Origin of the sequence: Delftia sp. ZNC0008, from assembly GCF_000799035.1 — a bacterium.
GTDB lineage: Bacteria > Pseudomonadota > Gammaproteobacteria > Burkholderiales > Burkholderiaceae_C > Comamonas > Comamonas tsuruhatensis.
Genome location: NZ_JTKZ01000156.1, coordinates 18,955 through 33,640, shown reverse-complemented (window position 1 = coordinate 33,640; position 14,686 = coordinate 18,955). Strand labels below are relative to the sequence as shown.

General features: G+C 67.1%; 15 protein-coding genes. 5 read left to right on the top strand and 10 right to left on the bottom strand.

Translation table 11 applies throughout. The annotated features are described in order from the left end of the window. The 7 genes from L995_RS05370 to L995_RS05340 form a co-directional block, all read right to left on the bottom strand. A partial coding sequence (locus L995_RS05370) for a PepSY domain-containing protein (protein ID WP_047469891.1) occupies positions 1-246 on the bottom strand: 246 nt, incomplete at its 3' end. Then, positions 243-569: a DUF3649 domain-containing protein gene (locus L995_RS05365; protein ID WP_012204261.1), complete on the bottom strand. Its 327-nt coding sequence runs from the start codon at positions 567-569 to the stop codon at positions 243-245. The genes L995_RS05370 and L995_RS05365, both read right to left, overlap by 4 nt. 255 nt (positions 570-824) lie before the next feature. After that, positions 825-1,736 (bottom strand): EamA family transporter, encoded by a 912-nt coding sequence (locus L995_RS05360; RefSeq protein ID WP_047469887.1) that lies wholly within the window; start codon positions 1,734-1,736, stop codon positions 825-827. A gap of 184 nt (positions 1,737-1,920) precedes the next feature. Further along, positions 1,921-2,349, bottom strand: a complete 429-nt coding sequence (locus tag L995_RS05355; RefSeq protein WP_012204259.1) for a DUF1641 domain-containing protein — start codon at positions 2,347-2,349, stop codon at positions 1,921-1,923. A 51-nt stretch (positions 2,350-2,400) separates the two neighbouring features. Further along, positions 2,401-3,591 carry an NAD(P)/FAD-dependent oxidoreductase gene (locus L995_RS05350; protein WP_047469884.1) on the bottom strand — a complete coding sequence of 397 codons (1,191 nt, stop codon included), beginning with the start codon at positions 3,589-3,591 and terminating at the stop codon, positions 2,401-2,403. A 78-nt stretch (positions 3,592-3,669) separates the two neighbouring features. Continuing rightward, entirely contained in the window at positions 3,670-4,269 is a 600-nt protein-coding gene (locus L995_RS05345) for a TetR/AcrR family transcriptional regulator (protein WP_012204257.1), read from the bottom strand. Between the two features lie 82 nt (positions 4,270-4,351). Then, positions 4,352-5,320, bottom strand: a complete 969-nt coding sequence (locus tag L995_RS05340; RefSeq protein WP_016449747.1) for a helix-turn-helix transcriptional regulator — start codon at positions 5,318-5,320, stop codon at positions 4,352-4,354. Positions 5,321-5,496: 176 nt separating this feature from the next. Here L995_RS05340 and L995_RS05335 point away from each other — a divergent pair, with 176 nt between their 5' ends. The 3 genes from L995_RS05335 to L995_RS05325 all read left to right on the top strand — a co-directional run bounded on the left by L995_RS05335 (position 5,497) and on the right by L995_RS05325 (position 8,946). Next, entirely contained in the window at positions 5,497-7,161 is a 1,665-nt protein-coding gene (locus tag L995_RS05335) for a hypothetical protein (protein ID WP_047469879.1), read from the top strand. 202 nt (positions 7,162-7,363) lie between these two features. Continuing rightward, entirely contained in the window at positions 7,364-8,167 is an 804-nt protein-coding gene (locus tag L995_RS05330; protein WP_047469876.1) for a PhzF family phenazine biosynthesis protein, read from the top strand. Between the two features lie 38 nt (positions 8,168-8,205). Next, entirely contained in the window at positions 8,206-8,946 is a 741-nt protein-coding gene (locus tag L995_RS05325) for an SOS response-associated peptidase (protein ID WP_034399783.1), read from the top strand. Positions 8,947-8,992: 46 nt separating this feature from the next. Here L995_RS05325 and blaOXA read toward each other — a convergent pair whose 3' ends face one another. Then, positions 8,993-9,793: a class D beta-lactamase gene (gene blaOXA / locus L995_RS05320; RefSeq protein WP_269431519.1), complete on the bottom strand. Its 801-nt coding sequence runs from the start codon at positions 9,791-9,793 to the stop codon at positions 8,993-8,995. Between the two features lie 229 nt (positions 9,794-10,022). On the opposite strand from blaOXA, the gene L995_RS05315 reads away from it, so the two are divergent. Continuing rightward, complete coding sequence (locus L995_RS05315) at positions 10,023-11,363, top strand: ammonium transporter (RefSeq protein ID WP_047469870.1); 1,341 nt, start codon at positions 10,023-10,025, stop codon at positions 11,361-11,363. A 61-nt stretch (positions 11,364-11,424) separates the two neighbouring features. Beyond that, positions 11,425-11,733, top strand: coding sequence for a hypothetical protein (locus L995_RS05310; RefSeq protein ID WP_047469896.1), 309 nt, complete (start codon positions 11,425-11,427; stop codon positions 11,731-11,733). Positions 11,734-11,758: 25 nt separating this feature from the next. Here the strand turns inward: L995_RS05310 and L995_RS05305 are convergent, their stop codons facing one another. Together L995_RS05305 and L995_RS05300 are read right to left on the bottom strand one after the other, a co-directional pair. Next, positions 11,759-13,387: a SpoVR family protein gene (locus L995_RS05305; protein ID WP_047469867.1), complete on the bottom strand. Its 1,629-nt coding sequence runs from the start codon at positions 13,385-13,387 to the stop codon at positions 11,759-11,761. Then, entirely contained in the window at positions 13,384-14,652 is a 1,269-nt protein-coding gene (locus L995_RS05300; protein WP_016449755.1) for a YeaH/YhbH family protein, read from the bottom strand. Before L995_RS05300 ends, L995_RS05305 begins: the two co-directional genes overlap by 4 nt. Between the last annotated feature and the right edge of the window lie 34 nt (positions 14,653-14,686).

The following is a 14,686-nucleotide window of genomic DNA, read 5'->3' as shown; positions in this document are numbered from 1 at the left end:
CCGCGTCCAGGTCGTGGCCTCCGGCGCGATGCGCTGCATGGCGTTCAGTGCGCGCTGCGCGGTGTCGGCGTCCTGCACCGAGCCGTGCAGCTCCGGCCGCATCCAGTCGTTGATCTCGTCGCGGAAATAGCTCAGGGTGCCCGTGAAGAACACCGCGTAGAGCAGCCAGCCCAGCAGCAGGCCGCTCCAGGTGTGCAGCCAGGACATGGACTGGCGCAGTCCCTCGGGTTTGCCGTCTGCCCTCATGCGGCGGCTCCGTTCGACAGCATCCAGGCCAGCAGTCCCAGGCCCGCGCCCGGCAGGCCGATCACGGCCCAGGCACGCCAGGCGCTGGCGCAGCCAAAGGCCCACATGGCCGCCACGGCGTAGATGATGAAGGCCAGCAGCGTCGAGCCCAGCGCCGCATCGGCCCGTTCCACGCCCAGCCAGACCATGGCGCGCGCGCCCGTGGCGGCGCAGGCGGCCGACAGCAGATAGCCGCCGCCGATCGCCGCCAAGGCGCGCGAGGCCACGGCCACGCGGTAGCGCAGCAAGGATGGAGAGGACCCTCCCGGGGTCGAGGCTTGCATGGGGATGACCTTTCTTGCGGATCGTTGCCCGTCATGGACACCGCGGACGCTGCAGACACCGCGCGCAGGCCCGGACGGACAAAGGCGCCACAACAGTTCAAGGTCTGTGCGGCGCCGGGCGTTGGCCGCGCGCCTGAAGCACGCCGCCTTTCAAAGAGCAGGAATGATAATGATTTTTATTACCCGAGTCATTTAAAGAAATGCAAAGCCGGCCTCCTGCCACCGGCCCCGACCATCTCCCTGGCGCCTTTTCCCCTATCGCGCCCGCCCCGCCAGCCAGCGCCCGCCGAACTGGTTGATCACCATGCCCGCCAGCACGGCCAGCGTGCCCATCCACTGCATCAAGGTAGGCCGTTCGCCCAGCAGCAGCATGGCCGAGACCAGGCCCACCACGGGCACCATCAGAGACAGCGGCGCCACCGTGCCGGCCGCATAGCGCTGCAGCAGGCGCGTCCACAGGCCGTAGCCCAGCAGCGTGGCCAGCAGCGCCAGGTACAGGATGGAGGCCACGGCGGTCAGGTCGATCCCCGCCAGTTGCTGCACGACCGTATCCGCGCCATCGGTCCAGACGGCCAGGGCCATCAGCGGCGCAATGGGGAAGATGCTGCTCCAGACGATGAAGGGGAAAGGCTCGTAGGGGCCGCTGCGCGCCGCATAGCGCGTGATCATGTTGGACACGGCCCACATGCAGGCTGCGCCCACGGTCAGCAAAAAGCCGGCCAGCGTCATGGCGTTGTCGCCTTCGCCATGGGCGCTGCCAATGGCCACCAGCCCGCCCAGCGACACCACCAGGCCCAGCCAATGCCACAGGCGCGCGGGCTCGCCCAGCAGGGAGGCGGCCAGCAGCAGCGTGACGAAGGCCTGCGTCTGCAGCACCACCGAGGCCATGCCCGCCGGCATGCCCAGCTTCAGGCCCAGGAACAGCATGCCGAACTGGCCCACGCCCTGCACCAACCCATAGGCGGCCAGATAGCGCCAGCCCACCGACTTGGGCGGGCGCACGAACAGCAAAAAGGGCAGCGACGCCACCACGAAGCGCAGCGCGCTCAGCAGCATGGGCGACAGCGTCAGCAGACCGAACTTCATGGCCACGAAGTTGGTGCCCCAGATCAGGATGACCAGCAGCGCACGCGCCCAGTCGCCACGGCTCAGGTGCTGCGCGGTCATGCCCTGCCCTCGGTGCGGCGGGGCCTGCAATGGTCAGGGACAGCGGCCGGCAGCACCGGCAAGGAACAGGAAGAAGGCATGGCGGGCAATGGGCAAAAAGAAAAGGGGCGGATCACATCCGCCCCCGGCGTTTGTACCACCGCAGCCCGTGCGCTGCCGGGCGGCCGTGGCTCGGCCCTGGGTTTCAGTCCGCCGCGTAGTCGATGGGATCGTGGGCATGCTGGCGCCCCAGCGCGCCGGCCATGGCCAGCATGAAGGCCAGGCCGCGCCGCACATCGGGCTCGCGTGCCATGCGCATCAGGCCGATCAGGGTGGGCGTTTCCTCCATGGCCTGCACCTGGGCCGCCGCCATGCGCGCGGCATTGCCCGCGGCCCAGGCCCCGCCCACGCCATCCTCGAAGGCCTTGGCGACCTTCTCGACCATGTAGTCGTCTGCCATGTCCACCAGGTCCGCCGTGGCCGACAGCAGATCGACCACGCGGTTCAGGCGCCGGCCCGCCAGCAGCGGCTCCAGCTTGCCCATCAGTTCGGCCAGCCCCTGCAGCGCGGCGTCGTCCTGCAGCAGGCCGCCGGCGGCGGGCTGCGCCACGGGAATGTCGGAAGCGATGTTCATCTCGGTGCTCCTTGTCTTCGTGCTTGGAATGACAATGCAAAGGCCCTGGCCTCAGACCAGGGCGCGGGCCACGGCCCAGTACATGCCGCGGTTGAAGCCCTTGCGCATCATCGAGCCGACCTTGGTCGGCGGCGTAGGCTTGACGTCGACCTGGTAGTCGTACCAAAGCGGCATGCCGCCGTCCAGGCCCATCTGGGCGATGGCCACCACGCGCCCGTCGTAGGCATCGCTGGTGCGGCCGAAGCGGATCTGCGAGGCGATGTTGTTCACCACCACGGGCGACTGGTTGTGGCAGGCGCCGCCGGCCTTGCTCACCGGCAGGTCCACCGTATCGCCCAGCACATAGACATGGCTCTGGCCCAGCACCTGCATGGTCTCGTGGTCGGTGGGCAGCCAGCCCTCGCCGTCCTGCGCCTGCGACAGGCCGCAGTCGCGCACGGCCTGCACGGCGCGTATGGGCGGCGTGGCCATGAGGATGTCGAAGTCCTCGGCCTGGCCCTCTTCCGAGTGGGCCACCTTGGCCTCGGGGTCCACGCGCGCCAGCGTGAAGCCGCGCTGGTGGCGAATGCCGCGCTGCTCGAACACCGTGGGCAGGATCTCGCAGGTGTCCTTCTGCAGGAACAGGCAGTTGCGCAGCAGCTGCGAGACCGTGGGATAGGTGTAGACGATCTCCACCTTGTCGCGCACGCCGCGCCGGCGCAGCAGGTCGTCCAGCATCAGCGTGGTCTCTATGGGCGCGATGCCGCACTGGTGCGGCACATTGGGCGTCTTGGGAAAGGTGACGGTGACGAAGATGCGGCCCTTTTCTATGCGCGACAGCTTGTCGGCCAGCTGCCGCGCGGGCGCGTGCTGGTAGAAGTGGTCGCCGGCCTCGGCCAGGCCTTCGATGCGCTCGGGCGAGGGCACGCAGCCCGTGGAGATCACCAGATGGTCGTAGCCGAAGCGCTTGCCGCTCCTGCAGTGCACGGATTGCAGCGCAAAGTCGAAGCGTTCCACCTCTTCCACCTGGAAGTCGATCTCGGGCCGCAGCAGGCCGCGCTGCCTGCGCCGCAACTCGTCGCGGAAGAAGGCATTGAAGGCCACGTACATGAAGGCCGGCTTGTAGTAGTGCCAGGGCGAGTTCGACAGCATGGTGATGCGCACCTTGCCCGTGACCACCTCCGGATACAGCTTGCTGACCAGGTGGTTGGCGGTCATGGTGCCGCCAATGCCCCCTCCGATGATCAAGATGTGATGCGCCATCCCTGCTACTCCTTGTGCTTTCGCCTCAGTGGAACAACCGCTGGCGCCGCACGGCGCCAGCGCCGGAAAATGCGCCGCTCAGTCAGGCTTGAGCGATCGCCACACCCCGTCCCAGAGCGCGTCGAACAGGGGCTCTATGGGCGTGTCGATGATGCCGTCCAGCCGCAGGCAGATCATGCGGATCGCGCTGCCGTACATCAGGCTGGCCGCCACCATGGGCTCCATCTGGCGGATCTCGCCATCGGTCATGCCGGCGAACACGAAGCCGCGCATGCGCACGAAGGCCGAGGCCGAGCAGATGGCCTGCTCGTCGGGCAGAAACTCGCGGTGGCGCGCATTGACCACGAAGCCCATGGCCTCGGGCTCGGCCTCGGCCAGCCCGAACAGCATGCGCAGCACCTCGCGGCAGCGCTGGGCGCTGCCCGCGTGCCGCTCCTCGATATCGTCGAGCAGCACATTCATGCGCGCCAGCAAATGCCGGTACAGCTCGCGCGCAATGCCTTCCTTGTCGGCAAAGTGGTTGTAGAAGAAACCGATGGACACGCCGGCCTCGGCGCACAGGTCCTGTATCGAGGTATTGAAGAAGCCCCGCTCCACGAACAGCCTGAGCGCCACGCGCAGCGTCTGCACATGGCGCGATCCCGCATGCGGAAAGAAGGTCCAGGCCTCGTCTTGCATGGGAAATGATCGTAGAACGAATCTTCATTCTATTTTTCACAAGCACTTGCAAACTACACCAGGGTTTTCCTGGGCCTTGGCCTCAATCCATCAGCCGGAGTGCCTCGGCAAGCGATGCCACGTTGGCAATGCCCAGCTTTTCGTAGATGGAGCGGATCTGATTGCGCACCGTGGCAGGAGCACGCTGGAGCTGGACTGCAATCTGCTTGTGCGTCAGGCCCCGGACCACAAGCCGGGCAACCGTGGCTTCGCGGGGGGACAGCCCGTCGGCTGCGCACCGGGGGCGCGCTCGCAACCACAGCAGGCCGTGCTGCGTGAACAGCGTGATGACCAGGGTGTGGGCCACCAGACGATGGGCGCCGCCCTGTGCCGCAGTCTGCACGGCCGCAGGCAGGCGAGGACCTTGCCAGCCCGGCCATTCGGCGCGCAAGGCGTGCTCGAAGACGACGTCCATGTGGTGGATGATGCCGCGCGGGTCTGCCAGTGCCGAGCCCAACCGATCACGGGCCAGGCCCTGCCGAAGCTGCCCCAGATGCGTGAGGCGGTTGAGTTCCAGCGCCTGCTGCACATGGGGCAGCAGCGCGGCCAGCAGTTGGCGCTCGCCCTCGGTGCAATGCGCATCCGTGCGGGCGCGAAACAGCGTGAGCCAGCGCGTGTAAAGAGTGCTCGGGTTCAGCATCCCGCCGATGAAGAAGTGCGACTGCTCGAAGCGCCTGCCGTAGTCGCGCAGCGCCCCCTGATGCCGGCCACTGAACCAGGTCCTCGCTTCGAAGGCCAGCGTCTCGCTGGGATGCATGGTGACGGCCTGCGCCGCCGTGTCCAGGTGCTTGACCTCTTCATAGGCCTGCAGCATTTCGGGCGGCTGCCGGTGAAGGTGGATGGTGTGGATATCGATGCCGGCCGCCGTCATGGTGGCCGAGCCCCACATGGCCGAGTCGAAGGGCAGCACGGGTTTGAGCAGGTCCAGCGCCTGGTCCTGGAAATGTTCGACAGGCTGCTCGTGCGATAGCCGGTAGAGGTTCAGCAGCAGGTGGTTGTATGCAGCGTCCATGGTGGCTTGCCTGCCTCTCTTCGATACGTTGAGATCGACTGCACGGGCGGGTGTTGCGCGAGCCGTACCCTCTTGCCCCACCCCGGCAGCGCTTCAGGATAGTGCAATTGCATCATTTTGTTTGTTGCGTGTCACACATAGAGTTGGCTTGCCACCCACATTCCTGTACCGACACCATGCAAATCCACCCCAGTGCATCCACTTCCTTGCCCGCCGTGCGCCCTTTGCTGCTGTGCGGCCTTGTTGCAAGCCTCTATGCCTGTGGAGGAGGCAGCGGCGGCACCGACAGCGGCGGGGGCACCGGCGGCGGCACCGTGACACAGCCGGCCATCACGCTGTCAGGCACCGTCGCCATCGACCAGGCCGTGCGCAACGCTGCAGTCTGCGTGGATCTGAACGCCAATGCAGCCTGCGACACGGGCGAGCCCAGCGCAGCGGCCACCGGCAGTGACGGCAAGTTCAGCCTGACCTATGAACCCGGCGATGCGGCAGCCACCGCTGCCTTCAACCAGGCTCCCGTGCTGGCTCGCATCACACCCGAATCCGTGGACGCTGCGGACCCCACCAGCACCGCCACAGCCAAGGCGTTCGTGCTGTCTGCACCGGCTGGCAAATCCGCGCAGATCAATCCACTGACCAGCCTGGTGCAAAAGGCCATCGCGGCCGGCACGGCCAGGGAAGTGGCCGAGGCTGCAGTGGCCCGCCAGCTCGGCATCGACGCCGCCAGGATCTACGACTACCAGAGCGACGCGGCCTCCAGTGCCGCCGTGCTTGCGGATACCGCGCGCACAGCCGCCAAGGTCACCGCCTACGCGCTTGAGTTGGGCGTGCCTATTCAGGTGACGGCACCTGGCGCAGCGGCCGTGGCATCGAACCAACTGGCGTTCCTGAACTATGGCAACGCGCAGAACTACTCCGTGCGTGAACGCAGGTCCGACGGCGTCGTCCAGGCAGACGGCTTTGCCCACCAGTTCGAGACACGCAGCGGAAAAACCAACGGTGCACCCACTACGCAGGAAGCGCTGTTCCCGTCCGTCACGCTCACCAGCACCGGATGGACGCGCTGCGACAGCTCCGTTGCGCGCCTGACGACACAGGGGGTTCCCTCGCGCACACTGCTGTGCAACCAGTCCACCGCCTACCTGGGCTTTACCACCGCTTCGCAGGACGTCAGCGGCAAGCCCATGGCCGAAGTCATCACGCAATTGCGTACCGGAGACACAACGCTGCAGGCCGAGGGCATCCGCCATGACCGCTCCATCGAAATGGACCCTGCCACGCTGGGCTCGGCCGTCTTCCCGCAGGGCGCACAGATGCGCACTGCACTGTCGGTGCAGTTGAACCGGTCGCCGGCCTTCATCAACAACACGGCCACGGACCGCTTCGGCTTCGCCACGCTGGAAGCCATGATTGCCGGCCGCCCGGCCAGCGCGGTGAACCTGTCGACTCCAGCCACCGTGCGCGCCTCGACAGTCGGGGCGGCGGGGCCGGTCGATGCCAACCATGTGTTGCGCGTGGCCTTCATCGATGCGGCCAACGCCCAGTTCTACAGCTGTGAGTCCACCCCTCCGGCCTACAGCGATCTGGGCGCCTGCACCGTGCATTCGCAAAGCGCCTACACCCTCTCCACCTCCCAGGGCGTGCGCCTGCTGAGCTTTGCCGACTTCCCTGGCAAGACCTTCATGCAAGGCGTGACGCGGGGCTATACGGAATTCGACGGCAGCGTATTCGGCTATCGCCTGCCTGCCGCCATTGCCAGCGAAGACCAGGCGCTCAGCTATTCCACCCGGCTGAACGGCGTGGCCTGGGCTGCCATGAAAACGGTTCTGGGCATTGAGTGAGCCTTGCAGCCGGGAGCGGGCATTTCAAGCAAGGGATGGGGCGAGGCATCCCACGCGGCGCCCCGCAGCCGCGTGGGCCGGCATGCCGGGCATGCATGCCTCAGCTCCATCCTGCCGGACCGTAGAATCCGCGCGCAGCCATTGGAGACAGAGACAACAATGACGGGCTGCACACGAATCCGACCCCAAAGGCCTTTTGCAAATGCAACTCCCCATCCACGTCATCGACGCATTCACATCGGAACGATTCAAGGGCAATCAGGCCGCCGTCATTCCCCTGGATGCATGGCTTGCCGATTCCACGCTGCAGGCCATTGCCGCCGAGAACAATCTTTCGGAGACCTCTTTCCTGGTCTGGAGTGGCGAGCGCGCCGCCTTCGAGATCCGCTGGTTCTCCCCCCTGACCGAGATCGCGTTCTGCGGCCACGCCACGCTGGCGAGCGCCTTCGTGCTCTTCGAGGCCGACCCGGCGCTGCGCAGCATCACGTTCTGGGCCGCTGCCGTGGGCAAGGTCACCGCCACGCAGGAGGATGGCGGACGCATCGTCATGACCTTCCCGCGCCGCGATGCCAAGCCGCTGGATGAGGTGCCCGCAGCCCTGCGCGAAGGCCTGACGCCCACACCCACGGCCTATCTCGTGAACCAGCAGGCCTACGTGGCCGTCTACGCAACCGAAGACCAGGTGCGAGCCGTCAAGCCGGACCTGGAGCGCCTCAAATCGCTGGGCCCGCTGGACGTGGTGGTGACGGCGCCTGCGGATGCGGGCGCCTCGTATGACTTCGTCAGCCGCTATTTCTGGCCCGCTAATGGCGGCGAGGAAGACCCGGTCACGGGCTCCATCCATGCGGCGCTTGCGCCTTACTGGGCGGGCAGGCTGGGCAAGAACCGTCTGATCGGCCACCAGGCCTCTCGCCGCACGGGCACGCTGTTTTGCGAGGTGACCGATGCCAGCGTCGAGGTGGCGGGCCATTGCGCGCGTTATCTGACCGGGACCATTACCGTCTGACGCCCGACTTTGCGCTGGCACGCAGGTACCATCCGCGCATGAGTACCCACTACGAATCCCTGTCGCAAGCCGACGCCTACCGCGACGCCTTCGGCGTGGAGGCGCCTGCCGCCAGCGAGCGCAACATGACACCGCGCAAGTCCGGCTTTTTCATCCGCAGCGTCGCCGTGGCCGCGGATGCCGCCACCGAACAGCAAGAACCCTCCGCTTCCGACACACCGCCCGCGCCTGCGGCACCGCCCGCACGCGAGCTGGTTGCCGCCCAATGGGGCCTGGTGCCGCACTGGGTGAAGTCGGCCTCCGATGGACGGCTGCGCGCGCTCAAGCTGGTGAATGCGCGTTCGGAGACCGTCTCCACGGCCCAGGCCTTCCGCGATGCCTGGCTCAATGGCCAGCGCTGCATCGTGCCCATGGCCGCCTTTTTCGAGGATGACTACCGCAACGGCAAGGCCCTGCCCACGCGCATCTCGCGCATCGACGGCAAGCCCATGGGCGTGGCCGGCGTGTGGGCGCAGTGGACGGGCCCGGATGGCGAAGTGCTGCTGAGCTACGCCCTGCTCACGGTCAACGCCAACAGCCATGCGCTGCTGCACCGCTACCAGCAGCCCGGCGCGGAAAAGCGCATGCCGGCGATTCTCAACGAAGGCGCCTACGACGCCTGGCTCAACGCGCGCGTGGAAAAGGCGCGCGAGTTCATGCGCCAGTACCCCTCCAACTGGCTCACCGCCAACCCCGTGGAGCGCAAGGCCGACAAGCGGCCTCCAGGCCTGATGGGCTGACGGGCTGATGGGCTGATGGGCTGACGCATGGACCTTGTCCCGCGCGCTACGGCGCCTTGGGCAACGCGTTGATGGAGCGCAGGATGTCGCGCGTGATGGCCTGGCGCTTGGGCAGGTCGGCCAGCCGGTGGGGCGTGTCCATGTTCATGGCGAAGAACACGGGGCCGGCAGGCCATTCCACCCAGCCCACCCACCAGCCGATACGGCCCGTCCAGCCGGTTTTGGCGCGCAGTATCCAGTCGGCGCCGGCCTCGTTGATCATCACGTCCTTCACCAGCCGCTGGTGCTCCACCGGCAATGGCAGCCGATTGCGGTACAGCCGCTGCAGGAAGGCCACCTGCTCCAGCGCCGAGATGGCCAGGTCGCCTTCCACCCAGAACGGCTGCTCGCCCGTGGCCAGCGCATTGCCGTAGTCGATCTTGCGCATGTAGGCAGCCTCGCGCGCGCTGCCCAGTTCCCCGGCAAAGCGTTCGTACACCCAGACGGTGGAGTTGCGCATGGCCGAGCGCAGGTCCTGATCGGCATTCCAGGCCGGCAACTGGCGCTTCACGCCATCCCAGGCAATGCGCTGGAATTCATCCCGCACCAGCCCGGCGTCCAGCGCGAACAGGCTGTGCGGGATCTTGAAGGTGGAAGCGGGCGAGTAGCGCCGCGCCACGCGGTCACGGTTGTGGACGTAGACGGCTTCGGCCTGGCCTCTGGCATCGACCACGACGATGCTGCCATCGACCTTGGCATCGGCAAAAAAGCGGGCCCATTCGGGCCTGTCCTGCAGTTCGGCAGCCGCCAGCGCCGCCTGTGACAGACAGGCGAGCAGCGCGGCGCACATCAGATTTCTTCGATTCATGCCGGCAGTTTAAGAGCTGCACCACCGCACGCCGATGGTGCACCGCCCGCCCGGCTGCCCTGTTTTGACTCGCGGTTTTCCCGTTTTGGTGTTCCGGCTTCATCGCACGGCCCCCAAGGGCCCCGTCTGCGCTGGCACGACTTGTGCAAGGCCGCTGCAGGCCGGCCAATGCAGCCATGGCGGCAACGGCAGACGGCCCCATGACCACAACAAACAAGGGAGTCATTGCATGCACAGGTGCGCACGGGCATTGAGAACATTGGTGGCGGGAGGATGGGTCGCGGTCCTGGGTGTGGCGCAGACGGCGCAGGCGGCCGAGCAGGCGATCACGCGGCCGTCGCTGGTGGCAGTGGAATCCCTCAGCGCCGTGGACACGGTCTGGCTGATGACGGCCACGGTGCTGGTGCTGCTGATGACGCTGCCCGGCATTGCGCTGTTCTATGCGGGCATGGTGCGCCGCAAGAACGTGCTCAACACCATGGCCAGCGTGGTGGCGATTGCCTGCCTGGTCAGCATTCTGTGGTTCGCACTGGGCTATTCGCTGGCCTTCACGTCCGGCAATGCGTGGATAGGCGGTGATTCGCGCGCCTGGTTCGCGGGGCTGGATTTCAACGCCGCCAAGGGCCTGGTGGCCGTGAGCCACCTGGCGCCGCATGTGCCCGAAGCAGCCTATGCGATGTTCCAGCTGGCCTTTGCCGTGATCACCGCCGCCTTGCTGGTGGGCGCCTGGGTGGAGCGCATGCGCTTCGGTGCCATGCTGATCTTCGTGGGCTTGTGGAGCCTGCTGGTCTATGCACCGGTGGCGCACTGGGTGTGGGAGCCGGGCGGCTGGCTGGCGCGCATGGGCGCGCTGGACTTTGCCGGGGGCACCGTGGTGCATGTGAACGCGGGCGTGGCCGGGCTGGTCTGCGCCTGGTTCCTGCGGCCGCGCCGCGGCTACGGGCACGAGCCCTTCGAGCCCTACAACCTGGCCCTGACCATGATGGGCGCGGCCCTGCTGTGGATGGGCTGGTTCGGCTTCAACGCCGGCTCATCGCTGGCCGGGGACAGCCGCGCGGCGCTGGCGCTGGCCGTCACCCACATTGCCGCCAGCGCGGGCGCCCTGGCCTGGTCGCTGGCCGAGTATGTGGTGCGCGGCAAGGCCACGCTGCTGGGGCTGTGCTCGGGGCTGGTCGGCGGCCTGGTGGCGATCACGCCGGCAGCCGGTTTCGTGACGCCGCTGTCGGCGCTGTGCATTGGCCTGATCGCCGGTGTCGCCTGCTACTGGGGCGCCACGGGCCTCAAGCGGCTGCTGGGCGCGGACGATTCGCTGGATGTGTTTGGCGTGCATGGCGTGGGCGGCATCGTGGGATCGCTGCTGACCGGCGTGTTTGCCAGTCCGCAGATCGGCGGCGTGCAGGCCAGCGTGCTCACCCAGGCCGTGAGCGTGCTGGCCGTGGCCTTGTTCACGCTGGTGGCCACGGCCGTGCTGCTGTGGTTGCTGGACATGCTGATCGGCCTGCGCGTGGATGAGGAAAGCGAACTGCAGGGCCTGGACCTGGCGCTGCACCGCGAACGCCTGAGTGGATGAACGGCCGAGCCGCGAAGCGGCCCGGCGCCCGATGATCGTCAAACCGAAGGAGTGCCACTACATGCCCGAAAGCGAACTCCTGGCCATCGCCGCGCACCTGCATGTGCTGCTGCGCAGAAGCTGCGGCCGCGTGACCGATACCGAATGGCTGGCGGCCAATGCCGAGTACGCCGCCGAAATCATCCGCTTCGCCCGGGAGCAGGAAGGGGCGCGCAACACGCCCGAGCTGGTGGAATGGACCCATCGCTTCGAAGCGGCCTGGAATGCCGCGCTGGCCGGCCCCGCCGAGCGCTCGCCGCTCATGCAGCGCGCCGGCGAGCTGATGCGCCAGCGTGCGGAAAACCGCAAGTACGTGGGAACGCTGCGCTAGGGCCTGGCTGGCTCAGGCAGGAGGATCAGGCCGGTGGAGCGGGCACCGAGTGCAGCAGCACGGGCGCGTCGCCATCGCCGTTGACGCTTTCCAGCTGCACGCCAAAGCCCCACAGGCGCGCTGCGTGCTTGAGCACTTCCAGCGCATCGTCGGACAGCGGCCGGCCCTGGTAGCGGGTGTGGCGCAGGGTGAGGCAGCGGTCGCCGCGCAGATTGACGTTCCAGACCTGGATATTGGGCTCGCGCGCGCCCAGGTCGTATTGCTGCGACAGCGTCTGGCGCAGGGTGCGGTAGCCGTCGTCGTCATGGATGGCGCTGACCAGCAGCTCGCGTTCGCTGGCGTCGTCATGGATGGCGAACAGGCGCATGTCGCGCATCAGCTGTGGGCTCAGGTACTGGCCGACAAAGCTCTCGTCCTTGAAGTTCTGCATGGCATGGTGCAGCGCCGGCAGCCAGGGCGTGCCGGCCAGGTCGGGGAACCAGCGGCGGTCTTCCTCGGTGGGGTCCTGGCAGATGCGGCGGATGTCGCGGTACATGGCAAAGCCCAGCGCATAGGGATTGATGCCGCTGTAGGCGCGGTGACCGGCGGGCGGCTGGTAGATGACGTTGGTGTGGGAGGACAGCCATTCGATCATCACGCCGTCGGTCAGCCAGCCTTCGTCGTACAGGGTGTTGAGCAGGGTGTAGTGCCAGAACGTGGCCCAGCCCTCGTTCATCACCTGGGTCTGGCGCTGCGGGTAGAAGTACTGGGCGATCTTGCGCACGATGCGCACGATCTCGCGCTGCCAGGGCTCCAGCAGCGGGGCGTTCTTCTCGATGAAGTACAGCAGGTTTTCCTCGGGCTCCTTGGGAAAGCGCTCGCTGTGCTGCGCCGCGCTGTCCTTGCCCGGGCGGGCCGGCAGGGTGCGCCACAGCTCGTTGACCTGCTGCTGGGCATAGGCCTCGCGCTGCTCGCGCTCGGCACGCTCGCGCGCCAGGCTTTTCTTGGAGGGGCGGCGGTAGCGGTCCACGCCCAGGTTGGACAGGGCATGGCAGGAGTCCAGCCATTGCTCCACCGTCGTCAGGCCGTGGCGCTCCTCGCACTGGGAGATGAAGTCGCGCGCATAGACCAGGTAGTCGATGATGCTGCCGGCATCCGTCCACATGCCGAACAGGTAGTTGTTCTTGAAGAAGCTGTTGTGGCCGTACGCCGCATGGGCGATCACCAGGGCCTGCATGGCCGTGGTGTTCTCCTCCATCAGATAGCTGATGCAGGGATTGGAGTTGATGACGATCTCGTAGGCCAGGCCCATGTGGCCGCGCCGGTAGCGCCGCTCCGTCGCCATGTATTCCTTGCCGTAGCTCCAGTGGCGGTAGCCCACGGGCATGCCCACGCTGGCGTAGGCGTCCATCATCTGCTCGGCCGAGATCACTTCCAGCTGGTTGGGATAGGTGTCCAGGCCGTAGCGTTCGGCGGCGGCCGCAATCGCTGCGTGATAGCGTTCGATCAGCTCGAAGGTCCAGTCGCTGGGATCGGGCAGAGGCTCGGCCGGCCGCTCCCCCGCCGGCAGCGGCGCGGAGGGCACGATGCGCTGGGCCCGTTCGCTGGCCAGATGGGATTTCCACTGCGGCGTGGCATGGCGGGGCGCCAGCACGGGATAGTGAGAGAGGTTCATACCGATACCCCCTCTTTCTTGAACAGGTCGCGGAACACGGGGTAGATCTCGCTGGCGTCCGACACCTTGCGCATGGCGAAGTGCGAGAACAGCGGCAGCACCTGGCTGTACTCCTGCCACAGGCTCTGCTCTTCCTGCACCACCTGCACATAGGCGAAGTAGCGCACCAGCGGCAGGATCTTGTCGACCAGCAGGTTGCGGCAGTTGGAGCCGTCGTCGCCGAAGTTGTCGCCATCGCTGGCCTGGGCCACGTAGATGTTCCAGTCCCCGGACGGGTAGCGCGCGCGGATGATCTGGTCCAGCAGCACCAGCGCACTGCTGACCACCGTGCCGCCGCTTTCCTGGGAGTGGAAGAACTCGTCCTCGCTGACCTCGGCCGCCTGCGTGTGGTGGCGGATGAAGACGATGTCGATCTTCTCGTAGTGCCGCGTCAGGAACAGGTACAGCAGGATGAAGAAGCGCTTGGCCAGGTCCTTGCGGTCCTGGTCCATGGAGCCGGACACATCCATCACGCAGAACATCACGGCCTGGCTGATGGGCGCAGGCACGCGCGTGCGGTTGCGAAACCGCAGGTCGATGGGGTCGAGAAAGGCCACCGTGCCCATGCGCAGCTTCAGCGCATCGATGCGCTGCTGCAGCTCGGCCGCCGCCTCGCTGGTGCCATCGTCCTGCGCCAGCAGCGCTTGCAGTTGCTCCTCCAGTGCCTTGAGTTCGCGGTGCGGCGCCTTGGTCAGCGCAATGCGCCGGCCCAGGGCGCCGCGCATGGTGCGCAGCAGGGCCAGGTTGTGCGGCGTGCCGTCATGGCTGTAGCCGGCGCGGCGCGTCTTGTACTGCATGGTGTTGCCGATGTGGGTGCGCAGCAGGCGCGGCAGGGCCAGGTCTTCAAAGAACAGTTCCATGAACTCTTCCTTGGTCAGGGTGAAGGTGAAGTCGTCCTCGCCCTCGCCGCTGTCGCTGGCCTGGGAGCCGCCGCCGCCTGCGCCGCCCTGCGGCCGGGCAATGCGGTCGCCGCGCACATGCTCGGTGTTGCCCGGGTGCACCGTGTCATGGACGCCGCCCTGCCCATGGTGGAACACGGGCTCGCGGATGTCCTTGCGCGGGATGGAGACGCTCTCGGACTCCTCCATGTGGCGGATGCCGCGCTTGTCCACCGCGCGGCGCACCGCCTCGGCGATCTGCGCCTTGTAGCGGCGCACGAAGCGCTCGCGGTTGCCCACCGACTTGTTCTTGCCGGCCAGCCTGCGATCGATGATTTGCAATGCCATCTGTTCCCCCCAGCCCGGGCGCGCCGAAAGGCGG